The sequence below is a fragment of the Roseburia sp. 831b genome (genome assembly GCF_001940165.2).
Classification (GTDB): domain Bacteria; phylum Bacillota; class Clostridia; order Lachnospirales; family Lachnospiraceae; genus Roseburia.
This window is the reverse complement of record NZ_CP135162.1, coordinates 2,260,851-2,285,000: the sequence shown is the minus strand read 5'-3', so window position 1 is coordinate 2,285,000 and position 24,150 is coordinate 2,260,851. Positions and strand designations below refer to the sequence as shown.

General features: G+C 42.0%; 20 protein-coding genes, 14 tRNA genes, 1 rRNA gene and 1 riboswitch (1 of these 36 cut by a window edge). Of the genes, 34 read left to right on the top strand and 1 reads right to left on the bottom strand.

Annotation, left to right across the window (positions count from 1 at the left end; genetic code table 11):
- From BIV16_RS10475 to BIV16_RS10340, 28 genes are all read left to right on the top strand, one after another.
- A 23S ribosomal RNA gene (locus BIV16_RS10475) occupies positions 1–1,570 on the top strand (it extends 1,318 nt beyond the left edge of the window).
- Between the two features lie 76 nt (positions 1,571–1,646).
- Positions 1,647–1,719 (top strand) — tRNA-Asn (locus tag BIV16_RS10470).
- A gap of 19 nt (positions 1,720–1,738) precedes the next feature.
- Positions 1,739–1,810: transfer RNA gene (locus BIV16_RS10465), tRNA-Glu, on the top strand.
- Positions 1,811–1,859: 49 nt separating this feature from the next.
- Positions 1,860–1,932, top strand: a tRNA-Thr gene (locus tag BIV16_RS10460).
- Between the two features lie 21 nt (positions 1,933–1,953).
- Positions 1,954–2,027, top strand: a tRNA-Ile gene (locus tag BIV16_RS10455).
- 18 nt (positions 2,028–2,045) lie between these two features.
- A tRNA-Asp gene (locus tag BIV16_RS10450) sits at positions 2,046–2,119 on the top strand.
- Positions 2,120–2,155: 36 nt separating this feature from the next.
- A tRNA-Val gene (locus tag BIV16_RS10445) sits at positions 2,156–2,228 on the top strand.
- A 19-nt stretch (positions 2,229–2,247) separates the two neighbouring features.
- Positions 2,248–2,331: transfer RNA gene (locus BIV16_RS10440), tRNA-Leu, on the top strand.
- A 25-nt stretch (positions 2,332–2,356) separates the two neighbouring features.
- Positions 2,357–2,430, top strand: a tRNA-Arg gene (locus tag BIV16_RS10435).
- Between the two features lie 123 nt (positions 2,431–2,553).
- Positions 2,554–3,207 carry a helix-turn-helix domain-containing protein gene (locus BIV16_RS10430; protein WP_075680743.1) on the top strand — a complete coding sequence of 218 codons (654 nt, stop codon included), beginning with the start codon at positions 2,554–2,556 and terminating at the stop codon, positions 3,205–3,207.
- Between the two features lie 107 nt (positions 3,208–3,314).
- On the top strand, positions 3,315–4,124 hold the full coding sequence (locus BIV16_RS10425) for a motility protein A (protein ID WP_075680742.1): 810 nt from the start codon (positions 3,315–3,317) through the stop codon (positions 4,122–4,124).
- A gap of 235 nt (positions 4,125–4,359) precedes the next feature.
- Entirely contained in the window at positions 4,360–4,545 is a 186-nt protein-coding gene (locus BIV16_RS10420) for an aminotransferase class-III (RefSeq protein ID WP_075680741.1), read from the top strand.
- Positions 4,546–4,757: 212 nt separating this feature from the next.
- Complete coding sequence (locus BIV16_RS10415; protein WP_075680740.1) at positions 4,758–5,381, top strand: ECF transporter S component; 624 nt, start codon at positions 4,758–4,760, stop codon at positions 5,379–5,381.
- Positions 5,382–5,458: 77 nt separating this feature from the next.
- On the top strand, positions 5,459–6,652 hold the full coding sequence (gene coaBC / locus BIV16_RS10410) for a bifunctional phosphopantothenoylcysteine decarboxylase/phosphopantothenate--cysteine ligase CoaBC (protein WP_075680739.1): 1,194 nt from the start codon (positions 5,459–5,461) through the stop codon (positions 6,650–6,652).
- A 225-nt stretch (positions 6,653–6,877) separates the two neighbouring features.
- Positions 6,878–9,187 (top strand): cyclic nucleotide-binding domain-containing protein, encoded by a 2,310-nt coding sequence (locus tag BIV16_RS10405; RefSeq protein WP_075680738.1) that lies wholly within the window; start codon positions 6,878–6,880, stop codon positions 9,185–9,187.
- 237 nt (positions 9,188–9,424) lie between these two features.
- Positions 9,425–9,595, top strand: coding sequence for a hypothetical protein (locus BIV16_RS10400; RefSeq protein ID WP_159435938.1), 171 nt, complete (start codon positions 9,425–9,427; stop codon positions 9,593–9,595).
- Positions 9,596–9,728: 133 nt separating this feature from the next.
- A complete protein-coding gene (locus BIV16_RS10395) occupies positions 9,729–10,043 on the top strand; it encodes a rhodanese-like domain-containing protein (RefSeq protein WP_075680737.1) in 315 nt (104 codons plus the stop codon).
- A gap of 83 nt (positions 10,044–10,126) precedes the next feature.
- The gene (locus BIV16_RS10390; RefSeq protein WP_075680736.1) at positions 10,127–11,284 is read left to right on the top strand and encodes a THUMP domain-containing class I SAM-dependent RNA methyltransferase; all 1,158 of its coding nucleotides are present in this window, start codon (positions 10,127–10,129) and stop codon (positions 11,282–11,284) included.
- 10 nt (positions 11,285–11,294) lie between these two features.
- Positions 11,295–13,001, top strand: coding sequence for a lectin like domain-containing protein (locus BIV16_RS10385; protein WP_075680735.1), 1,707 nt, complete (start codon positions 11,295–11,297; stop codon positions 12,999–13,001).
- A gap of 19 nt (positions 13,002–13,020) precedes the next feature.
- Positions 13,021–14,094, top strand: a complete 1,074-nt coding sequence (locus BIV16_RS10380; protein WP_075680734.1) for an N-acetylmuramoyl-L-alanine amidase family protein — start codon at positions 13,021–13,023, stop codon at positions 14,092–14,094.
- Positions 14,094–14,714 (top strand): XTP/dITP diphosphatase, encoded by a 621-nt coding sequence (locus BIV16_RS10375; RefSeq protein ID WP_075680733.1) that lies wholly within the window; start codon positions 14,094–14,096, stop codon positions 14,712–14,714. The genes BIV16_RS10380 and BIV16_RS10375 overlap by 1 nt, the downstream gene beginning before the upstream one ends.
- A gap of 70 nt (positions 14,715–14,784) precedes the next feature.
- On the top strand, positions 14,785–15,264 hold the full coding sequence (locus BIV16_RS10370; protein WP_075680732.1) for a metallophosphoesterase family protein: 480 nt from the start codon (positions 14,785–14,787) through the stop codon (positions 15,262–15,264).
- A gap of 147 nt (positions 15,265–15,411) precedes the next feature.
- Positions 15,412–15,486 (top strand) — tRNA-Pro (locus BIV16_RS10365).
- A gap of 6 nt (positions 15,487–15,492) precedes the next feature.
- Positions 15,493–15,563: transfer RNA gene (locus tag BIV16_RS10360), tRNA-Gly, on the top strand.
- Between the two features lie 51 nt (positions 15,564–15,614).
- Positions 15,615–15,688, top strand: a tRNA-Arg gene (locus BIV16_RS10355).
- Between the two features lie 66 nt (positions 15,689–15,754).
- Positions 15,755–15,828: transfer RNA gene (locus BIV16_RS10350), tRNA-His, on the top strand.
- A 30-nt stretch (positions 15,829–15,858) separates the two neighbouring features.
- Positions 15,859–15,930: transfer RNA gene (locus BIV16_RS10345), tRNA-Gln, on the top strand.
- Positions 15,931–15,943: 13 nt separating this feature from the next.
- Positions 15,944–16,016 (top strand) — tRNA-Lys (locus BIV16_RS10340).
- Between the two features lie 56 nt (positions 16,017–16,072).
- Here BIV16_RS10340 and BIV16_RS10335 read toward each other — a convergent pair.
- Entirely contained in the window at positions 16,073–17,272 is a 1,200-nt protein-coding gene (locus BIV16_RS10335; RefSeq protein ID WP_075680731.1) for a tyrosine-type recombinase/integrase, read from the bottom strand.
- A gap of 633 nt (positions 17,273–17,905) precedes the next feature.
- Between BIV16_RS10335 and BIV16_RS10330 the strand changes: the two genes are divergently transcribed.
- From BIV16_RS10330 to BIV16_RS10305, 6 genes are all read left to right on the top strand, one after another.
- Entirely contained in the window at positions 17,906–19,231 is a 1,326-nt protein-coding gene (locus BIV16_RS10330; RefSeq protein ID WP_075680730.1) for an MATE family efflux transporter, read from the top strand.
- 66 nt (positions 19,232–19,297) lie between these two features.
- Positions 19,298–19,819, top strand: a complete 522-nt coding sequence (locus BIV16_RS10325; RefSeq protein WP_075680729.1) for a DinB family protein — start codon at positions 19,298–19,300, stop codon at positions 19,817–19,819.
- A 70-nt stretch (positions 19,820–19,889) separates the two neighbouring features.
- Positions 19,890–20,390, top strand: a complete 501-nt coding sequence (locus BIV16_RS10320) for a gamma carbonic anhydrase family protein (RefSeq protein ID WP_075680728.1) — start codon at positions 19,890–19,892, stop codon at positions 20,388–20,390.
- Between the two features lie 112 nt (positions 20,391–20,502).
- Positions 20,503–22,089 (top strand): potassium/proton antiporter, encoded by a 1,587-nt coding sequence (locus BIV16_RS10315; RefSeq protein WP_075680727.1) that lies wholly within the window; start codon positions 20,503–20,505, stop codon positions 22,087–22,089.
- Between the two features lie 120 nt (positions 22,090–22,209).
- Complete coding sequence (locus BIV16_RS10310) at positions 22,210–22,563, top strand: hypothetical protein (RefSeq protein ID WP_075680726.1); 354 nt, start codon at positions 22,210–22,212, stop codon at positions 22,561–22,563.
- Positions 22,564–22,698: 135 nt separating this feature from the next.
- The gene (locus tag BIV16_RS10305) at positions 22,699–23,895 is read left to right on the top strand and encodes a serine hydrolase domain-containing protein (RefSeq protein WP_075680725.1); all 1,197 of its coding nucleotides are present in this window, start codon (positions 22,699–22,701) and stop codon (positions 23,893–23,895) included.
- Between the two features lie 101 nt (positions 23,896–23,996).
- Positions 23,997–24,105, top strand: a riboswitch (TPP riboswitch).
- Positions 24,106–24,150 lie beyond the last annotated feature (45 nt).

Sequence of the window (24,150 nt, the reverse complement as noted above, 5' to 3'; positions counted from 1 at the left end):
TCCGGCCGAATATCTAAGGTTTCCAGAGTAAAGCTGATCTGCTCTGGGTAAGTCGGGGCCTAAGGCGAGGTCGAAAGACGTAGTCGATGGATAACAGGTTTAGATTCCTGTACTGCGTATCATCAGAAATGTGGGGACGCATGTGGAAAGCACGAGCCGGGAATGGAAAGACCGGTACAAGCGAGGGAGGTGTACGGCTGGCAAATCCGCCGTATAAGCCAAAAGCGTGAAGTGGAGCGAAATAAAAGTAGCGAAGCGTGTGAGCCATGTGCCGAGAAAAGCCGCTATTGTGTGATATGTACCCGTACCGCAAACCGACACAGGTAGATGAGGAGAGAATCCTAAGGCCGACGGAAGAAGTATTGTTAAGGAATTCGGCAAAATGTCCCCGTAACTTCGGGAGAAGGGGAGCCCACGAGAGTGGGCCGCAGAGAATAGGCTCAAGCAACTGTTTAGCAAAAACACAGGTCTATGCGAAACCGAAAGGTGATGTATATGGGCTGACGCCTGCCCGGTGCTGGAAGGTTAAGAGGAGAGGTTAGAGCAATCGAAGCTTTGAATTTAAGCCCCAGTAAACGGCGGCCGTAACTATAACGGTCCTAAGGTAGCGAAATTCCTTGTCGGGTAAGTTCCGACCCGCACGAAAGGCGTAATGATTTGAGCACTGTCTCGACAATACATCCGGTGAAATTGAAGTACCAGTGAAGATGCTGGTTACCCGCGCCAGGACGGAAAGACCCCATGGAGCTTTACTCCAGTTTGGTACTGGGATTCGGTACTGCATGTACAGGATAGGTGGGAGACTAAGAAACTTGAACGCCAGTTTGAGTGGAGTCGCTGTTGGGATACCACCCTTGCAGTATTGGGTTTCTAACCTGTCACCGTGATCCGGTGAAGGGACAATGCCAGGCGGGGAGTTTGACTGGGGCGGTCGCCTCCGAAAGGGTATCGGAGGCGCTCAAAGGTTCCCTCAGAATGGTCGGAAACCATTTTAAGAGTGCAAAGGCAGAAGGGAGCTTGACTGCGACACCGACGGGTGGAGCAGGTAGGAAACTAGGACTTAGTGATCCGGTGGCATAAAGTGGGATTGCCATCGCTCAACGGATAAAAGCTACCCTGGGGATAACAGGCTTATCACTCCCAAGAGTTCACATCGACGGAGTGGTTTGGCACCTCGATGTCGGCTCATCGCATCCTGGGGCTGTAGCAGGTCCCAAGGGTTGGGCTGTTCGCCCATTAAAGCGGTACGCGAGCTGGGTTCAGAACGTCGTGAGACAGTTCGGTCCCTATCCGGCGCGGGCGGAGGATATTTGAGAGGAGCTGTCCTTAGTACGAGAGGACCGGGATGGACGAACCACTGGTGTATCTGCTGTCGACCAACGGCATGGCAGAGTAGCCAAGTTCGGAAGGGATAAACGCTGAAGGCATCTAAGCGTGAAGCCCCCCTCAAGATGAGATATCCCTCCTTCGGGAGTAAGACCCCTTGAAGACTACAAGGTAGATAGGGCAGAGATGGAAGCATGGCAACATGTGCAGTTGACTGTCACTAATAGGTCGAGGGCTTGACCAAAAAGTTTGTAAATTCGGTATTGACTGTATGAAGTTTTGAAGGTATAATATCACTGTTGATTTTACTTTCAACATATTCCTCGATAGCTCAGTTGGTAGAGCACGCGGCTGTTAACCGCGCTGTCGTAGGTTCGAGTCCTACTCGGGGAGCTTTTTTTCGCAATAGTATGGCTCCGTGGTCAAGCGGTTAAGACATCGCCCTTTCACGGCGGTAACACGGGTTCGATTCCCGTCGGAGTCACTTAACACTTTAATGTGTTCATAACTAGTCGACTGTAAAGAGGCATTATGCCGATGTGGCTCAATTGGCAGAGCAGCTGATTTGTAATCAGCAGGTTATCGGTTCGAGTCCGATCATCGGCTTTAAAGAACCTCAGGTTCTATGGACCATTAGCTCAGTTGGTTAGAGCAACCGGCTCATAACCGGTCGGTCCTGGGTTCGAGTCCCCGATGGTCCACTAGTTACAAAATAATATGGCCCAATGGCTCAGTTGGTTAGAGCGCCGCCCTGTCACGGCGGAGGTCGCGGGTTCGAGTCCCGCTTGGGTCGTTCGTAGTAGGTTGACACTTACTGCAAGTATCGCATGGGATCTTAGCTCAGCTGGGAGAGCATCTGCCTTACAAGCAGAGGGTCACAGGTTCGAGCCCTGTAGGTCCCATTTACAACGTAAGTTGTATGCCGGCGTGGCGGAACTGGCAGACGCGCAGGACTTAAAATCCTGTGGTGGCGACATCGTACCGGTTCGATTCCGGTCGCCGGCATTGTACAGATGTACAAATTGAATATGTGTGTGTAGCTCAGCTGGATAGAGCACTTGGCTACGGACCAAGGTGTCGGGAGTTCGAATCTTCTCACGCACGCTTATAAGAAGCCCTAGAAACATTGCAAAATGTTCCTAGGGTTTTTGTTACATTTTAATATTTATACCGGGAAGATATGAGTAGCGGTGAAACAAAAGACTTCTTTGTAAGGAGATGAATAGCATGGAGCAAGAGAAAATAGGACTTTTTATCCAACAGATGCGAAAAGAGAATGGCTTGACGCAGAAAGACCTGGCAGAAAAGCTTCATATCAGTGACAAAACAGTTTCAAAATGGGAGACTGGAAAAGGATTACCGGAGGTAAGTTTGCTGGTTCCCTTATGTTCCATATTGCAGATTAACATCAATGAACTTTTATCTGGAGAGAAATTGCAGAACACGGAATATGCCAGACAGGCAGAAAATCATATTTTAACCTTATTAAAAGAGAACCGGGAAAACAAAAAGAAAAATGTGATATCCATGATGATTGGATTTCTGTTTCTAATATCAGGATTTGCCATGATGTTCTTTTACACCTATTATCACATGTCGTGGTATATAGATGTACCGGCATTTTTGATTGGAGCCTGCCTTTGTATTGCATGCGTGTTATTGTCAACAAGGACGGCAAAACAGGATGTGGTAAGGCTGCTCAAAACGATTGTGATTCCAATTGGTGTCTGCGTGAGTATCGTTGCATTTGTCTGTGTCATGTCAGTCATTGAGGATATGAGCATGTTGTATGTAGAACTTGCAGTACTGGCACTCCCGATTTTATATGCATTGATTACTTATGTCATTTTAGCAGTAATTGAGCAAAGAATGAGAAAATAGGACTCTATGGATGTTCCGATTGGGATTCTACGATAAGTAGGTTGCATTTTGCTCGCCTAAATCAAAAGATAAAGATAGAGAGAGAAAAGATTTAGGAGGAATTCGCAATGAAATTAAATAAAGCAGGCATGACTGGGTTTTTCATGTGTTTTTTAGCAATCCTGTTTGGAATATCAACCAATGGAGGCATTCAGACGGTAATCAACTATTTACATATTCCATCGTTTATTCTTACCGTCGGTGGAGCTTTATGTGCCGTTTTAGCGACGGCGGATTCGTTTGAAGATTTTTGGAATGGGTTAAAGGGAATTGGAATTGCTTTTGAGCGAAAAGGAAATCATCTGGAAGAAATTTCGGAACTGATTTTGGATTTGTCGGATATTGCAAGAAGAGAAGGCTTATTAAGTCTGGAAGAAAAAGCAGATTCCCTGACGCACCCGCTTTTGAAAAAAGGAATCAATCTTATTGTGGACGGAACAGAGCCGGAACTAGCCAGAGATATTTTGGAAACCGAGATGGATCACAAAGAAGAAAACGAAAGAAAACGTGTGAAGTTCTGGGAAGATTTTGGAGCGTATGCACCTGCATGGGGAATGATAGGAACCTTGATTGGCTTAATTAATATGATGAAAACCATGGGGACAGATGCAACCTCCATTGGTTCTGGAATGTCACTTGCCCTGATTACAACCTTATATGGTTCGGTTATTGCAAACTGGCTTTGTATTCCAATCGCAAGAAAATTGGATAAGAATTGCGCTGCGGAACATTTGGAGATGGAGCTTGTGATTGAGGGCGTGTTATCCATTCAGGCAGGCGAAAATTCGCGAATTATCAAGGAAAAATTAAAAGCAATCCTAAAAGAAGGCGCATTGGAGCGATTGGATAATGCCACAAAAGAGACAACTGCGGCATAGAGAAAACGTTCTGGAAAAACTTTGTATAATTTTACATATTGCATATGGAACTGTATGTGTTAAAATTCTAACAAGCAAATAAAGAGCCATTTGTAAATAGACAAAATGGCAAAGATTTTCTCTTTTTTTTATCAAAAATGTACATAGATTTACACTTTTAAATTCTATCAAATATGCTATGATTATCTGTGGGTTTGAACCGGAAAACAGGCACATATTTGGAGGATAGTTTGAAATGGAAAGAGAACAGATTTTGGAATTAGAGAATACCAAAGCAGCTTTATTAAGACAGACATATCGTATGCGAATTGAGCACCCACATATGTCGCCGGTAAGCTTGGAACAGGAAATGTATACGGCTCTGATGTTAGAGATAGAGCAGATTACAAAGCAGCTTCAACTTGTACAGGCAAGAGAGTAAGAAGCTAAGATAGCAAAGTCTGACAGCAGAAGCAAGAATTAGGAAGCAAATATACAATAGACTGCAGATAGCAGGTGCCGGATGACTGGAAAGCACCAAGGAGAATCACCTGTTATCAATGCGTGGTCTTATGATGAAATAGATACAAAATAAAATAGCATCGTATTGAATCGTGCGCCAAAAGTCACAATCAAACGAGAGCAGGAGGATTTATGTCAAAAAAAACAAATGAAATGGTATTGACTGCATTATTTACAGCAATCATCATTATTATGGCATTTGTGCCATTTTTAGGTTATATCAATCTGGTTGTCATCAAGGCAACTTTAATTCATGTACCGGTTATCATCGGGTCTATTATGTTAGGACCAAAGAAGGGCGGATTTTTAGGTTTTGTGTTCGGCTGTACCAGCCTGATTAACAATACGTTTAATCCAAGTCTTTTATCATTTGCATTTTCACCGTTTTATTCCATTGGAGATATCGGAGGCAATTTTTTCAGTCTTGTAATTTGTTTTGTGCCTAGAATATTAGCAGGAATTGTTCCATTTTTTGTATACAAAGGAATCAAGAAACTTTTGAAAAAAAGTAAAGCTGCAGACTGGGTTGCATTGCCGGTTGCGGGCGCGTTAGGTGCACTGACCAACACACTTCTTGTCATGAACCTGATTTATGTCTGTTTCAGCCAGGAGCTTGCAAGTGCAAAAGGGATTGCGATTGACGCCGTATATGGTGTGATTTTATCAATCATCGCTGCAAACGGAATTCCGGAAGCAATTGTAGCAGCGGTGCTTGCAACAGCAATTTGCAAAGCATTATTTAAATTACGAAAATAGCAGATGATAGAAAAGGGATGTAGTTCAGATGACTACCCAAAATAGTTAGAGTTCAACAGTTGGAAAGGAAGAAAGAAATGTTACAGGGAAAGACGGTATTGCTTGGAGTTACAGGAGGAATTGCCGCATATAAAATGCCAAACGTGGCCAGAATGTTAAAAAAGATGCATTGCAACGTCCATGTGCTTATGACACAGAACGCAACCAATTTTATTACCGCAACAACATTTGAGACATTAACCGGAAATAAATGTCTGATTGATACGTTTGACCGGAATTTTGAATTTTCTGTGGAGCATGTTGCACTGGCAAAACAGGCAGACATTGTGTTAATAGCGCCTGCAACTGCAAATGTAATTGGAAAAATTGCAAATGGGATTGCGGATGATATGTTGACGACAACGGTGATGGCATGTACCTGCAAGACGCTCATAGCACCGGCAATGAACCACAATATGTATGAGAATCCAATTGTTCAGGATAATCTGGAAAAATTAAAACGGTTCGGTTATGAGATGATTCCACCGGTAACCGGTATGCTCGCAAACGGAGATATTGGAAATGGGAAGATGCCTTCGGAAGAGACTCTGGTAGAATATGTTGTAAGAGAGCTTGCAAAACCAAAGGACATGGCGGGAATGAAGGTGTTAGTCACAGCAGGACCAACACAGGAAGCAATCGACCCGGTTCGTTATCTTACCAACCATTCCACTGGAAAAATGGGTTACGCACTTGCGAAGATGGCAATGCTTCGCGGGGCTGACGTTACATTGGTAACCGGACCGACTGCGCTTGAACCTCCGATGTTTGTGCAGGTGGAACCGATTGTCACTGCAAAAGAAATGTATGAAAAAGTAACAGGTGCAGCGAAAGAGCAGGATGTGATTATCAAGGCAGCCGCAGTTGCCGATTATCGTCCGGCAACCGTTGCAACAGAGAAAGTAAAGAAAAAAGAAGGTGCAGCAAAGATTGAATTAGAGCGCACCGATGATATTTTAGCAGCACTCGGTGCACAAAAAGGAAACACAATTCTTTGTGGATTTTCGATGGAGACCGAGCATATGCTGGAGAATTCCAGAGCAAAGCTCGAAAAGAAAAATCTGGATCTGATTGTTGCAAATAACTTAAAGGTGGAGGGCGCCGGTTTTGGAACCGATACCAATGTACTCACCATCATTTCAAAAGAGAAGGAGACGCAGCTTTCTTTGATGAGTAAAGAGGATGCGGCAGACCGTGTGTTAGATGCAATCATGGAATTAAAAACCAAATAAGAAAGAAAATGAAATCTGTTTTTTTAGAAAAAGCTTTTGTTTGGGAAAACAAGGGCTTCGATAAGAAAGCAGATTTTTTTAATGGAAAAGTAAGCGTACACATTTTTTATTTTGGGTGGAATCGGGCGAAAAGGTATCTTTAATCACAATTGCGGCTTTTGCAAATATATGGTAAAATAATCCTAGTATCCTTTAGGAAAGAACGAATGGTCAGGTGGAAAAAATATGGCAGTAGTAGAATTGAAAGCGAAGCAGCGTTTTATCAAGCGCGGCGATAAGATGAAAGAAGTATATATCATTTTAAAAGGATCGGTCAGACAGATTACAAGAAATGATGAATTTATCCTGGAAAATGGATGTATTATTGGAATGATGGAGAGTGATGCAGGATCGTTTCTTTGCGATTATGTGGCAAAAGAAGATACGATTTTAGTGTCATATCCATATCGAAAACCAGAGGATTATAAGGTTATTTTTTATTCGCAGCCGCAGTATGCCTATGCGTTTGTGCATGCTGCAATTATTCAGTGTCAGAATCTTTTGAACCGTTATCTTAAGATTCGACAGTCTGTTCGGGATTTTTATCTGTTTTGCATGGAAAAATATCAGGATTACCAGACTATGTGTACCGATCTGGGAATCGAACAGAAGAACTTTAGCCGTATTGAATTTTTCAACCCTATGACATTAAAAGATAAAATCAATCAGTGGGAGATTGAGTACAATTTAAGCATTGCACAAAGACAGCCGGAGGCACTCCGCAACTTTTACGAATCCAAGCCGGAGCTTTGTATCGGGGAGATTCTTCATGCGTCAAAACTGATGTGCACAGCGGTTTCTAATATGGAGACAATGATTGAATATCTTCAGAACAACCAGGATATTCTTTTAAATGAGAAACGCGCAGACTTGCTGGAACTCTTTTTTGACCTGGCAAAACAAGGTGCTGCAAAAGGAAAAGACATTATTCCGGTGCATCAGAAAGTACAGGAGATGCAGGAGTATGCGGAAAAATCAGAATTGTTTGCCAAAAAGGATGTGACGGAGCGTTTCCAGGAGTATAAGATTTTTGACTTTGATAATTATGCGAAAGAGGTCGAGGCAGAACCTGAGGGCGAAGAGCTGCCGAAGGAGACCTTGAAGCTGGATTTGCCGGATGATGATACCAATATTTTGGAGGAAGACTGTTTACAGTATATTTTGGATTATGCGCAGTGTTCCAAAGAGCAGGCTGCCGAGATAAAAGGTTATATCAAGCAGTTTAATCTTTTGCCGGACAAGCTTTCTACGGATGATGAGGTCAGACGTTTGAGAAAGCAGATTGGAAATGCTTACTATGAGGTTTACACAAAGGCATTTTTCCGTTCGATGAAGGAACCGAAGGTTCCACCGATTATGCAGATGTTTTTCCACTTTGGATTTATGGATGTATCGGTGCTTGGAGAGGAAAATGCGACTGCACTCTATGATTTGATGGAGCGCATTTATCAGTGTAAGTCTGCGCATGTATACACCATGTATGACTGGTTAAAAGCAATCTATGACGGAGAAAAAGACCCATCGAAGAATGAGTTCGACTTAAATTACATCGAGAGTCTGCATGAGATGCGAAAGACCAAGAAGATTACAGAGGCAGAAGAAAAACAGTTATTAAATGACACGACAAAACGGGTACAGTACGAGATTGATAACATGTTTAAATCGACGAACCGTGCAACTTACGGAAAAATTTCCACATTCTGCCCGATTCTTTGTGAGCATGATATTATGAACTCTCTTAACAATATGCTTGTGACAGCGCAGAAGATTGAAAATGCGCTGGATGCTGTCCGGGAGATTGACTTTTCCATCTTTTACCGGGAAGTGGTATTCTCAGACCCTGCACATGATGTAAACCGTGATAACATCATGAAGGAAATTCTGCCGGATATCATTTTAATGCCGAATGCAGGCAGCAGAGCGATGATGTGGCAGGAGACAGCAGGAGCAAAACGAGATACACCGGGACGTTTTATTTTCCCAATCTTAACGGTAGCAGACATTGGGGATATGATGGTGGAGACGGCAGGACGTTATCGCTGGGAAATCTGTCGTAAGATTCAGGGTATGCGTTGGAACGATGTACGTGAGAAATCACTGACATCGGAATACTGCGATTACATTCAGTTTTATCGTAAGAACCGTGATTTATCTACGGATGCAAAAGAGAAGATTAAGAATGCATTAACACGTGCGAAAAACAATTATCGTGAAGTTTTTGTCAAAGATTACCAGAACTGGATTAAATATGAATCCGTTGGAAGCTTCCGTTTGAATAAAGTGGCGCGGGATATTATTTTCCGTTACTGCCCGTTTGCGAAGTCGATTCGGGAAGAACTGGTGGCAAATCCAATGTATCATGATATGTTCTCACGTTATGAGATTTTAAATGAGAGAAAGCTTCATCGTGTGGAAATGTTCCTCGATAAGTATCAGAAGGCTGGTGGAGAGATTACCAGAGAGCTCGAGGACAATCTGGAATTCTATAAATTGTAGATTTCAAAAAGTGAATAGGAAGATAGGAAAAAACGCCGGGTACCTTGTCAAAAGACAACGCACCGGCGTTTTTTGAGGGGAGTATAAATAATTAATAAGGGGTATAACTGTAACATAATAAATACGCTACAAGATAAGTATAACGTATTCAAAAATAAAAAGCAATTAGATTTGATGTATATTTTTTGCCATTTTTCAAATAATAAAATTGCAGTAAAAAACAGGAGGTAAAAAGAAATGGCAAAAAACGTAGATACGAAGAACAAAAGTACAAACAGCAGAAACAGCTATGAGGACAGCAACGGACAGAACAGCAACGGACAGAACAATAACGAACAGAACAGTTCTAAAAACAAATCTTCTAACAAATCCTCTAACAAGTCCGGCTCTAACAGCTACGAGCAGTAGGAACATTTTTTTGAAAACTGCATAGAGTGTAAAGAAGTAAATTCTTTTCGAAAAACAGATTACAGAACAATTTTGTAATCTGTTTTTCATTTCAGTGAGAAAAGCATGTTTCTTGCAGTTGGAGGAAAATAACATGGCATTTTATCTTTTGCATCCAAGGGAGTTCGAAGATATTTTTTTGAAAAAAAGGGCGGTCATCATCGATGTCAGGGAACGGGAGGATTACCGGAAATTTCACCTTAGAGGAGCCATCAATTGCCCGTATGACGAGATGGAACGCTGGATGTTCCAGTTGAAAAAAGGACGCACCTATATTCTGTACTGTCAGTATGGAAGTACAAGTCTGATGGCAGCGCGCAGAATGAGCCATCAGGGATTTGAGGTTTATACGATTGTCGGTGGAATTGAGGCAATTCAAAAGTATCAGAAAATGGGACCATTTTCATGATTTTAACAATTGACATGCTCTTTTGGAACAGATAATATAACTTATATGAAGTTACAATGAAGAGGAAAGATATAGGAGTATCAATGAGAAAATTTGAATTAGTGGTTCCCTGTCATTTTGGACTGGAAGCAGTCTTAAAAAGGGAAATTTATGATTTAGGATATGAGATTAGCAAGGTGGAAGATGGAAGAATTACGTTTGTCGGAGATGAGGAAGCAATCTGCCGCGCAAACATTTTTCTTCGCACGGCGGAACGTGTACTACTTCAGGTAGGACGGTTTAAGGCAACGACATTTGATGAACTGTTTGAGGCAATCAAAGCACTTCCGTGGGAGGATTATATTCCGGCAGATGGCAAGTTCTGGGTGACAAAGGCGTCCTCGATTAAGAGTAAACTGTTTAGCCCGTCGGATATCCAGTCAATTTCCAAAAAGGCGATTGTAGAGCGGTTAAAGCGGGAGTATCATGTGGACTGGTTTGAGGAAACAGGTGCTTCGTATCCAATCCGTATCTTTTTAAATAAAGATGAAGTAACGGTTGCACTTGATACTTCCGGAGAATCTTTACATAAGAGAGGTTATCGTACGTTAACGAGTAAGGCACCGATTACAGAGACACTGGCAGCAGCACTTATTATGTTAACCCCATGGAGACCGGACCGAATCCTGGTGGACCCGTTCTGCGGAAGTGGAACATTTCCGATTGAGGCAGCAATGATTGCAGCCAACATTGCACCTGGAATGAATCGTTCATTCACGGCGGAGGCGTGGACGAATCTGATTGCGAAAAAGACCTGGTATGAGTGTGTCAAGGAAGCGCAGGAGATGATTGATACGGACGTGAAGACGGACATTCAGGGCTATGACATTGATGGCGAGATTGTAAAGGCAGCCAGGGAAAATGCGAAGCGCGCAGGTGTGGATCATCTGATTCATTTTCAGCAGCGTGAGGTGGCAGACTTACACCATCCGAAAAAATATGGTTTTGTGATTTCCAATCCACCTTATGGAGAGCGTCTGGAAGAAAAAGAAGCGCTGCCAGCGCTTTACACACAGATTGGACAGGCATATCAGGGCTTGGATTCCTGGTCGATGTTTTTGATTACAAGTTATGAAGATACCGAGAAATATATTGGTAGAAAAGCGGACAAGAACCGTAAAATTTACAATGGAATGTTAAAGACATATTTTTACCAGTTTTTAGGTCCAAAACCACCGAGAAGACCAAAAGCAGAGCAGTAAAGGAGTATATATGAGGTATTCCAAACGATATATTGTTTTTTATATTTTTTTGGCAATTGCCTTTTTTGTAAAATTTAATACCATTGGGAAAAATTACGAGGAAGTGGATGAGTTCCGTGGCGCAAATCTGGAGAAAACGGTGTGGAATCCTTTGATTGCAGAGAGTGTTAATGACAATCGACTGTCTGTCGTGATTGATAACAAAGAGTACAGCAATACGGATAACGGATTTTTCATGGATGATAATCTGAACATCATGGCGCCGGTCTCTCTTTTGCGTGATGCGCTCAATTGCAGTGCCCATATTTATAATGATAATACGCTTTTTGTGGAAAAGCATACGAGTGAGATTTCCTTTAAGATGGAGGAAGATTTCGCCAGAGTAAACGGAACAAAAGAAAAGATTGAATCTCCGCTGGTGCAAAAGGACGGAGAATATTATGTCAGCCTTTCCGACTTGTCAAAATATTTAGATTACAGTTATAGTTGGAATATAGAGGAAAACACGGCGTCCACGGCAGATCAGGCAGAGACAACCTCTGTGATTCCGGCATCGTATGATTTGAGGAGCAAAGAGCGCGTATCTGTGATAAAAGACCAGGGAACGTATGGAACCTGCTGGGCATTTGCTGGACTTAGTGCGATGGAGTCTGTGCTTTTGCCGGAGGAGTCCGAACAGTTTTCGGTTGACCATATGACGTTAAACAACCATTTTAATCTGACACAGGACGATGGCGGCGAGTATACAATGGGAATGGCATATTTAGCGGCATGGGAAGGGCCTGTCTATGAAAAGGATGACCCGTATGGAGACGGTGTGACGGACGATACGTTAAAGCCGGTCAAACATGTGCAGGAAATTCAGGTCATTGATGGAAAAGATTACGAGAAAATCAAAGAGGCAGTCTTTAAATATGGCGGTGTGCAGTCATCTCTGTACAGTGCGTTAAAAAGTTCACAAAGCAAGTCAGCCTTTTACAATTCGAATACCAATGCATACTGCTATATTGGTACAGAAAAACCAAACCACGATGTGGTAATCATTGGATGGGACGATAACTATTCGAAAGATAATTTTTCTGTGGATTTAGAAGGCGACGGAGCTTTCATTTGTCAGAACAGCTGGGGAACTTCCTTTGGCGATCAGGGAATCTTTTATGTTTCCTATTACGACACCAATATTGGTACACACAACGTGGTATATACCGGAATTGAGGATGTCGATAATTATGACCATATTTACCAAAGCGACATCTGTGGCTGGGTAGGACAGTTAGGCTATAATAAGGAAAGCATTTATGGAGCGAACGTGTTTACCGCACAGGGAAAAGAAAATCTGACCGCTGCAAGTTTTTATGCAACCGGAAAAGATTCCGAGTATGAACTATATGTGGTAAACAACTTTGAAGATGAAAATTCTTTTAAAAATATGAAAAAAGTGGCAGAGGGAAGCCTGAAAAATGCAGGCTATTATACGATAGATTTTTCAGAAGAAATCCCTGTTGAAGCAGGGGAAAGATATGCGGTATGCCTGCGTATCAAGACCCCGAATGCCGTGCACCCGCTGGCAATCGAGTATGCGGCGGATAAGACGACAGCGTCGGTAGACCTTACCGATGGAGAAGGATATATCAGTGCGAGTGGTTCGAAATGGGTGGATGTAAATACCATTCAGAAATGTAACCTTTGCATTAAGGCATTTAGTAACAATCGATAAAGTAGTTTGGAGGCAATGAGTGGAAGAAAGGATTATAAAGTTTGCAGCAGGTTTTTTTGTTGTATTGACAATTGTAGTTGGTGTGTCGTTATACTTTTTTCCAGCATTGCACGTAAAAGCAGTGGAATGGGCGGATGAGAGACAGGCACTTGCGGAGCTTGCGTCCGAAAATCAGGCGAAGATGACGGAGTTGACGTTAGCGGCATCCACAGGGGAAGTGAAAGATGCTTCCGGAGAAAAAAGGCAGCTTCAGCTGCAGCTTCCAGAGGGAGTAACCGGGGAGCAGATTTCTTTTCATGAGGATTATGTGACACAGACGGTGACAATGGAAATTCCGGCGGTGGATGCAACTTATTTTGACCAGGACCCGCTGACGGGAAGCAGCAATCACATTGACAATCTTTCCTATGCGTTGGAAAATGGAGCTGGTGAAGTCGAGATTGTGTTAGACCGCGTTTATGAGTTAGAGACATCTTACGATGATTCCTATTTTTATATGGATTTTATAGACCCGCACGATATCTATGACAAAGTTGTCGTCATTGATGCCGGTCATGGCGGCCGGGCACCGGGAGCAACGATACAAGGAAGCAATGAAAAAGACATCGATTTGGCAATCGTGCTGCAATTGAAAGCGCTGTTCGATGCATCCGATGAAAATATCGGAGTCTACTATACAAGAACAGATGACAGCAACCCGACGTTTGATCAGAGGGTTCAGCTTGCCAACAAGTCGAATGCGGATTTGTTTATCAGCGTTCATAACAACTCTACAAGAAGTGGAAGAATGTCAAAAATTAATGGTACACAGGTTATGTACAGCGAATCAGATACCAAGGACTTAGGCAGCAGGCATCTGGCACAGTTGTGCCTGGACGAAGTCACAGGAGCAACCGGAAGTACGGATAAAGGTCTTGTGGAAGGAGACAGCATTTATATTATTCGTACCAGTGAGGTGCCGGTGGCGTTGATTGAGGTTGGTTTTATGACAAACCAGGCAGAACTTGACAACCTGAATTCAGAAGAATACCAGAAAAAAACAGCACAGGGAATTTATCAGGCAATCCACCGTGCTTTGGAGGAAGGATATTAATGAGACGAATTATTTTTGCAACCGGAAATGCCGGTAAGATGAGAGAAATCAGAGAAATTATGGCAGATATGCCGGTGGAGGTTGTCTCGATGAAAGAGGCAGGGATTTTGGCCGATATAGAGGAAAATGGAACTACATTTGTAGAGAATGCCAAAATCAAAGCGACAGAGATTGCGAAACAGACAAAGGATATTGTACTTGCGGATGATTCCGGGCTTGAGGTCGATTATTTAAACAAAGAGCCAGGGGTCTATTCCGCCCGCTATTTAGGAGAGGATACCCCATATGAGGTGAAAAACCAGGCGATTTTGGATTGTCTTTCGGGTGTTCCAAAGGAAAAAAGAACAGCACGATTTGTCTGTGCGATTGCAGCAGCATTGCCGGATGGAAAGGTTTTAACGACTCAGGCAACAATTGAGGGCTATATTGGAGAAAAACCGGCCGGAGAAAATGGATTTGGATATGATCCGATTTTTATGGTAGAGGAATATCAGTGTTCCACAGCGGAACTTTCCGAGGAGCAGAAAAATGAAATCAGTCATAGAGGAAAGGCACTGCGCAAAATGAAAGCGCTGCTTGCCGACACCTATGAAGATTTAAGACAGCCAAAAGATCTTTGATGTGAGCGAGTCTAATGGGGATTAGATTCTAATGAAAATTAGAAGAAACTACGTTCAGAGGAAAAAGATGATGAAAATTTTAGTTGTCAGTGATACACATGGAAAACATAGCAATCTTGAAAAAGTAGTAGAACGGGAAACACCGTTTGATTTGATGATTCATTTAGGGGATGCAGAGGGGCAGGAGGACTATATACAGGAACTTGCCGGATGTCCCCTAGAAGTTGTTGCAGGGAATAATGACTTCTTTTCTGCGCTCCCAAGGGAGAAGGAATTAAGGATTGGTGCGTATAAAATTCTGATTACACACGGACACTACTATTATGTATCGGCAGGGATTGAAGATATCAAAAAAGAGGCATCCGCCAGAAATTTTGACATTGTAATGTTTGGGCACACACACCGTCCGGTTATTGATTATGGAAAAGATATTATTGCAATAAATCCAGGAAGTCTGTCTTACCCAAGGCAGGAAGGAAAGCAGCCATCCTATATCGTGATGGACATAGACGCAGATAGAAAGGCACATTTTGAAATCCGTTATCTCTAGAAAAAGGGGCTTAAATTGTGCTCATTACATATATTTTTTCTACAATTGAAAAAAATTAAAAAAACATGAAAAAAAGTGTTGACATATTCTTTTGGTTGAGATATAATAACTCTTGTCTTGCGAAACAGACAAGACCAAATAACTCCTCGGGGTGTGGCTCAGCTTGGCTAGAGCGCCTGGTTTGGGACCAGGAGGTCGCAGGTTCGAATCCTGTCACCCCGACTCTATGCGGGTGTAGTTCAATGGTAGAACACCAGCCTTCCAAGCTGGATACGTGGGTTCGATTCCCATCACCCGCTTTATATTTGCCCTAGAGGCAGATATGAAGCAATTTCATAAAGTTGCTACATGTGTTCGTAGCTCAGCTGGATAGAGCATCGGCCTTCTAAGCCGAGGGTCGGGGGTTCGAATCCCTTCGAGCACATTTTCCTTTCTAAGGAAGAAGAAAGACAAGAAGCATCTGACAAGAAGCTGCCTATAGTCTTTTATGGTGGGTATAGCGCAGTTGGTTAGCGCGCCAGATTGTGGCTCTGGAGGCCCAGGGTTCGAATCCCTGTATCCACCCTTGTTGCGGTATGTGCAGCAATCAATTGTTGGGCTATCGCCAAGCGGTAAGGCACAGGATTTTGATTCCTGCATTCGTTGGTTCGAATCCAACTAGCCCAGCTTAATTAAATATGGGATATTAGCTCAGTTGGTAGAGCACTTGACTTTTAATCAAGTTGTCCGGGGTTCGAATCCCCGATGTCTCATTCCGAAAAGAATGACGTCGTTCGAAAGAACGGCGTCTTTTCTTTTGCAAAAATGTTTACGATTGTTTACTTTTGGTAAGCAATGATCTTTTGTCTAGGATGGTAGTTGCAACTGATAAATCAATTCCAGCAAAATAATGTTGTTTGGCAACTTCGGGTGTGTTGCCAAATAGTTCAGATGCCATGACAATATTTCCATTTGTTTCATTTACAACGTCTGTAATAGCGTTTCTTCGAAATGAATGTGGTCCTCGAATCACATTCTTTGGTTTATCGATTCCAAGTTTACGACAAATGCCACGATAGACTAGATAGACTGCCCGATTTGTGATGGTTCCATTTGCAGCATTAGCGGGAAATAAATATACGCTATCGGGATAGTACTTGCTATGCATGGATTTTAGCCGTACCAGAAAATCTTTGAGATCATTGGTTAGGGGAAAGTATCTTGGCTTATAATTTTTAGTATGGTTTACAATAACAAAATTGTTCCCAGATGTAAGTTGTTCTTTTGAGATGCAAATACAGGTGTCAGAAATATCATCCCAGGTAAGCGGGGGGAGTTCACCGCGTCTTGCCCCCATCAATATTTGCATTTCGAGTGCCCATATAGAGCTATACATAGGACGTGTTTTTTCCTTGCGGTGAAGCTCCTGGATAATAGCATAAACTTCATCCGTTGGGTGCATTCGATTGTCAATCGGTGTTTCTGGAATATACATATTTTTAAAAAGAGAAAAATCTACACGTTGATATACATTATCAGATACCCAATATTCGGAATATGCCATGTCAAAGACTGATTTTAAAATTCCACGCAAGGAGGCGAAAGCTTTTTTCTTAAGGTCATAGCGTTCAAGATTATAAAGGCAAATATCCTCAATATCTTTTTTCGTAATTTCATCAATTGGCATGGTTATAAAATTTGTATCTGCAAAATATCGTTTGAAATCGGATTTTGCTTTGAGATGTGTATTTTGGGCGCTAGGAATTTTTTCGGGATTTTTAATAAGTCGTAACTTCCGTTCCTGAACCAGATAAAAGATATCCTCAAAGGTCTTTTGGGTTTGTACATGGTCTGTTTCTGGTAAATAATAGTGTTCCAGTAAAAAGTGTTCTAAGTCGCATTTCTTCTTTCGTGCAATCTGCCTTCTACCATGTATATTTGATTCATCAACAATGGTAGTGTGCCATCTGTTATCAGAATTGGAATAAAAGATAGAATAGGGATGCACTTGTTTTAAAATATGATTCATTTGTTTGTCCTCCGTAAAGAACATAGAATAGCATATTTTTATGTAAAAAAACATTTAATTTTTTTAGAGTCTGCCTAAGTACATATCTTTCAAACTGCCACAAAATGCATGCTTAATCTAGAATATGCCAGAAAATGCGTGCCTTTAGGCAAAATAAATGAAATAGGCATGCAAAAATGAGTAAAAGAAATGGAAATATTGCGTGCCTACAAAGGAAAAAAGTATGATAGGCATGTATTCTTGACGGTAAGATAACATGCCTATGTTTGAAAATGGGAAAGATGGCATGTAAAACCATCGTTGTATTACCTTATTTTTACATGCCTATCAATGAAAAAATGACAATAGGCATGTCATCATGAACAAAATGAAAAAAGAACGCGCGTGTCAAATAGCTAAAAATAGAAGGAAGGCATGTATATTAGAGAATATAAAGTGAAGAGACGACAGCCAGGCTATAAAATGTGAGAAGAAAAAGAGTGGTAAACAGGAAGACCCTAAAATAGTAGAGGAAAAAGAGTGGAGAGCAGGAGTGCTATAAAATAAAAAAGAGGCAGACAGGAAAATAGAAACTCTTGAAAAAATAAAGATTTGTGGCATAATTTATTAAAAAACATTTAGGGTAGAAAAAAGATGGAAACAACAGAATTTTACGGAAAAGAGAAGATAAGCAAAATTTTATTAAAACTGGCACCACCTGTTATGCTGGCGCAGTTAATACAGGCATTGTATAATATTATTGATAGTCTTTTTATAGGGCGCTATTCCGAGGAAGGACTGACCGCGTTATCCATTATATATCCGATACAGCTTTTGATGATTGCGTTAGCAGTAGGAACCGGTGTGGGCATCAATACGATTATGGCGGCAAGACTTGGGCAGGGGAAGAAGGAAAAGGCAAATGAATATGCTGGAATTGGAACCCCGCTTGCCTTGGGATTATGGTTTTTGTTTGCGTTTGTTTGCTGGTTTATGATGCCTTTCTATGCAAGATTGTCAACAAATTCACAAACTGTAATTGGCGATGTTGTTTTATATGGAAGAATTGTCTGTGTGTTTAGTATAGGACTGTTTTTGGAAAGTATCTGGACAAAGGTTTTGCAGGCAGAAGGTGACATGAAAACACCGATGTTTGCGCAGATTATGGGAGCCGTTACCAATATTATTCTAGATCCGCTTCTTATTTTTGGCAAAATTGGCTTGCCGGAGATGGGAATTGGCGGTGCGGCAGTGGCAACAGTGGCAGGTCAGATTGTGGCAGCCATTATTGTAGGAAGAAAAGGTTTTCGGAAGTCTCCAGGGAAAGCAGTATATCCGGGGCATATTGCAAAAATATTTCGGATAGGAACCCCAAACATTTTAATGCAGTCAGCATATACATTTTATATTTTTGGATTAAATCTGATTTTATCGGTTTTTTCTGACCAGGCAGTCACGACGTTAGGGTTATATTATAAGTGGCAGACTTTCTTTTTTATTCCGCTAGGCGCAATGCAGACCTGTATCGTTCCGGTCATCAGTTTTAATTATGCGGCAAAAAACATAGAGCGATGTAAAAAGACATTGTCAACGTCCGTCTTATTTGGAATGTTATTAATGTCAATTGGAACGGTTTGCTTTAGTACAATTCCGGGGCAGATGTTAAGCGTATTCAGTTCAGACCCGGTTGTGATTGACATAGGAAAAGTTGCATTCCGGTTTATCGGAACCAGTTTTTTAACAATGGTTACATCTTTAATATTTCCGGTCTTTTTCCAGGCGGTTGGCTCCAGTTTGAAAAGTTCTATGTTAACGGTAATACGCACGGTGGTGTTGTTTGTGCCACTTGGATTTTTGTTTTCCAGATTTGGATTAACCTGGTTTTGGCTGACATTTCCAATCACGGAGCTGGTGACAAGTCTGGTTGGAGTGGGATTTTATATACAGTTTTTGAAAAAGAATGTGCTATCTACAAAATAGATAAAAAGAGGATATTGGGATTGCGATAAATTATTGGTAATATAAAAAGAGGAAGGCAGGGGTAATATGAGTTTTTGTGAAGAAATTCATTTTCTAACAGAGCGGGCATTATGGGAGACAAGAAATCTGATGGAATGTGTGCCAGACGAGTTGTGGGAAAAGCGTTATGATGAGATTCCGATGTGGAAATATATTTTTCATATGCTTTATTCGATGGACCGATGGTATATCAATCCAAAGGATGAACACTATCAAAATCCAGACTTTTATCAGGAGGGACTCGCAGACTTGAATGTGGTTCCAGGCGATGAAAAGCTTACCAGACAACAATTGTTGCGTTATTTGGATTCGATTGAGCGTAAGATTCGTTCCTATTTAAAAGTGTTAAAGGACGAGGAATTGCTTGAAATGCCAAAGAATTGCGAAATGACAAGATTTCGTCTGATTTTAGGACAGTTTCGTCACTGGCACAGGCACATGGGTGTGGTTTATGGATTTCTGGTGGAAGATACAGGAAAATGGCCGTATGTTTTAAATATGTGCGGAGCATATCCAACAAAGCCGATGCCGAATTTTTATGATGACTAATTTTTGTCACCCTAATTTCGGAAAAAAGTGTGAAGATATTTTTTAGCAAAGAGAAAGGTTGTGAGCGAGTATGTCACAGGAAAAACAGATTTTTCTTGCGCCGGGCGCTTATGTCGGCGGAGATGTAACCTTAGGAAATCAGATTGGAATCTGGTACAATGCCGTGGTTCGCGGGGATTCCGGTCCAATTGAAATTGGGGATGAATCCAACGTGCAGGATAATTGCACGATTCATACCGACCCGGGACATAAGGTTGTGATTGGAAAAGGTGTCACCATCGGACATAATGCGATTGTGCACGGCTGTACCATCGGAGACAATTCCGTCATCGGCATGGGCAGTATTCTGTTAAATGGCGCTGTGATTGGAAAAAATTGTATCATTGGTGCAGGCGCACTTGTTACTGGAAAAACGAAAATTCCAGACAATTCAATGGCATTCGGAAATCCGGCAAAGGTCATTCGTCCTTTGCGTGAGGAGGAAGTGGAAGCGAACCGTGAGAATGCAAAACATTATGTAAACCTGTTGAAAGAACAGCTTACAAAAGAAAGTGAGCAGGGAGAAATATAAAAAAGTACAGGAAGAGATAGCGAAGCAGATAAAATAAAGAAATAGAAACAAAGGGGAACAGAACAAATTAGAGCAAATAGAATGAAACCAGATGAAAGATAGGAGCTGATTTATGACAACCGGAATTTTGATTGTATCAATTGTATTGTTGCTTTGTGTGATGGCGGAGAAGTGTTCCGATAAGTTTGGGATGCCGGCACTGATTTTGTTTATGTTTATTGGCATGCTATTTGGCAGTGATGGTATCGCAAAAATTCAGTTTGATAATTATAAACTGACAGAGGAAATCTGTTCCATTGCCCTTATTTTTATCATGTTTTACGGTGGCTTTAATACCAAATGGAAGGCTGCAAAACCGGTGGTGGGAAAATCCATTTTGCTGTCAACAGCAGGCGTCGTGCTTACGGCGGGGATTACAGCAGTACTTTGTTATTTTGTGTTAAAATTTTCTTTTTCAGAGAGTTTTCTAATCGGTGCGGTGTTATCGGCAACGGATGCGGCGAGCGTGTTCGCAATTTTACGAAAGCAAAAGCTGAATCTAAAGGATGGTACAGCGTCTATTCTGGAATTAGAGAGTGGTAGCAATGATCCGGTTGCATATCTGCTTACCCTTGTGGGAATCAGTCTGATGAAACAGGATGGAACCAATACCGTGTGGCTTTTGATTCTATTACAACTTGTAGTTGGAACATTGTTTGGTGTCGGATTTGCAGCAGTGTCTATCTGGCTGATGAGAAAAACAAGATTAATTTCAGAAGGATTGGAAACCATTTTTCTGATTTCCTTTATTTTACTATGTTATGGTGTTACAAAAGTTGCGTGGGGAAATCCTTACCTGAGTGTTTACCTGATGGGAATCTTAATCGGTAACAGCAAAATAAAGTCCAAACAGGTGTTAATTCCTTTTTTTGATGGAGTTACCGGATTGGCACAGATTTTGATTTTCTTCTTATTAGGATTATTGACATTTCCACATAAGATGCCACAAATTATTCCGACGGCTCTTTGTGTGACCGTTATTTTGACTCTGATTGCACGTCCGATTGCTGTATTTTCCCTGCTAAAACCGTTTGGATGCAGTACCAGGCAATGTCTGTTAATTGCCTGGGCAGGGCTTCGAGGAGCATCCTCGTCCGTATTTGCAATTATGGCAGTTGCAAGTGGGATGTCGATGTCCTACGATTTGTTTCATATTGTGTTTCTGGTATCCCTTTTTTCCGTATCGGTACAAGGCGGTGCGCTTCCGTGGATGGTGCAGCGCTTAAAGATGCGCGATGACAATGCTGATGTACGGAAAACGTTCAATGATTATCAGGATGAAACTTCTTTTACAATGATGCGCATGTACATACCAAAAGGGCATAACTGGGAGAACAAATGTATTCGCGAGGTTACAATGCCAACCGGAGCACTTGCTCTGATGATTAAGCGGAAAGATGAAACCATTATTACAAAAGGGGATACCAAAATTTTGGCAGGTGACAGTGTCATTTTAAGTGTGCCGCCTTACGAGCCGGATGGGGAAGAATTGCAGGAGGAAGCGATTGAAAAAGGTCATCCGTGGTGCAATCAGGTCATCTCGTCGCTCAAACTTTCCACAGATGAGCTGATTATCATGATTGTGCGTGGTAATACAACGATTATCCCGGATGGAAAAACAAAAATTTTAGAACACGATAAAGTTGTATTTTGCCGTTAAGTATGAAAATGAATCTAAGAAAGAACGGATTATGGCGAAAATGGTCGTAAAAGATTAGGGAATCATGATATAATAAAGGGTAGTAGTCAGGAAATGACAAGGATAGAAGGAGAGATAAATATGGTAAGTGATGAAATTAGATCACAGTTGATTAAGCAGTTTCCGGTTGACGTGATTGAGGTACAGGGAGAGATGGCAGAGACCTATTATTCTTGTCCATGCTGTGGACGCCCGGTATCAAGAGGAATGGACAAGTGCAAGGGCTGTGAACAGATGTTAAGCTGGGATCATATCAAACAGGAAGAAGCAGAACAGGGATTGAAAAAAGCGACTTTGGAATTCGAGGTTCCAAGAGATTTCGTTGCAGGTGATTGCCGCAGATGCCCAATTTCCTTCATCGGTCAAAGTGGAACGGATCGTGTTTATGAATGTCCATTGAATATGAGAGGAACCTGTAAATTAGTGATAAAATAAACGATAGAAAGAGAAGATAGGGCAAAGTAATAGGGGGCTTTGCTCTATTTTTTTAGGTAAAAAAAGTGGAATTCTATCGCTAGTGCGGTTACGAAAAAGATTTTATAATAAGTATAATCAAATGGGGGAAAAGGAATGACAGAGCAGAAAAAAAAGCTTGTAGAGGCGTGCATAGAGCGTGCAATTGCAGAACATGAGGTGGCAGGCGCATCGCTTTTGGTAATAAAAGATGGAAAAGAAGAACTTTATGTCGAACGAGGAAAGGCAGACTGTGAGACGGGCAGAGATTATGGGAGAGATACCATTGTCCGTCTGTATTCTGCAACAAAACCGATTACATCCGTAGCGGCAATGATTCTGATGGAGCGGGGGCTTCTCGATGCGGGGGCGTGGCTTTGTGATTATTTACCGGAATACGCAGACATGACCTGCGTCGATGGAGCAAACGTCATACCGTGCGGCCGGAATATTTTAATCAAAGAAGTGTTAAACATGACGTCGGGACTGGCGTACGGCGGGGATAACAGCAATGCCGGTTCCGTGGCAGCTGAAAAAGTATTTGAAGAATTAGACCGGCAGCTTTATACGGAGAATAAAAGAACAACCCGTGAAGTCGCACGGAAGCTTTCAGACTGCCCGCTTGCATTTGAGCCGGGCAGCAGATGGATGTATGGAACATCGGCAGACATCATGGGAGCGGTTGTTGAAGCGATAACAGGGATAAAGTTTGGCGAATTTTTACAGAAAGAAATCTTTGAGCCGCTTGGCATGCATGATACCGCATTTTATGTGCCAAAGGAGAAGCAGCACCGCCTTGCAAAAGTCTATGAACGTGTGGAAGGCGGCATGAAGGAATGCAGCATTAGGGAATGCCAGACGAATAATCTTGCCATCCGCTACACGCAGGATGTTCCACCGGCATTTGAATCGGGCGGAGCAGGTCTGGTATCCACAATCGATGATTATGCCAAATTTGCGCAGATGCTTTTACAAAAAGGAAGTTATCATGGAAAGCGGATTCTCTCGGAGCGCACCGTCGAATACATGACGCAGGCAGCGCTCATGCCGTGGCAGCAGGAGAGTATGAACCGTGCATGGGAAAGCTTAAACGGTTACACGTATGGGAATTTCCTGCGCATTTTAAAAGAACCGGAGAAAGCCAATATGTTCGGCACAAAAGGGGAATACGGCTGGGATGGCTGGCTTGGATTTTATTTTATCAACAGCCCGAAGGACAACCTTACAATGCTGCTTTCCTGTCAGAGAAAAGATGCCGGAACGATGCCGCTGACACGCAAATTAAAAAATATTGTGTGGAGCGAATTCTGCTAACAGTTTACAGTGCAAAAACAGCGTGTGGAGTAATAGTGCGAAAGGCTTGCAAAATGGAAAAAAATTCGTTATAATAATCTAGCTGATAATCAGCATAAAAAGAATAAATACGGGGGAGCTTGTTCATGCAGGCTGAGAGGAAGTAATCGAACTTCGACCCTTACACCTGATATGGATAATGCCATCGTAGGAAGTAAGAAGAGAATGCTTATAATGCGGAGGATACCATTTGGTGTCCTCCGTTTTTGCGTTGTT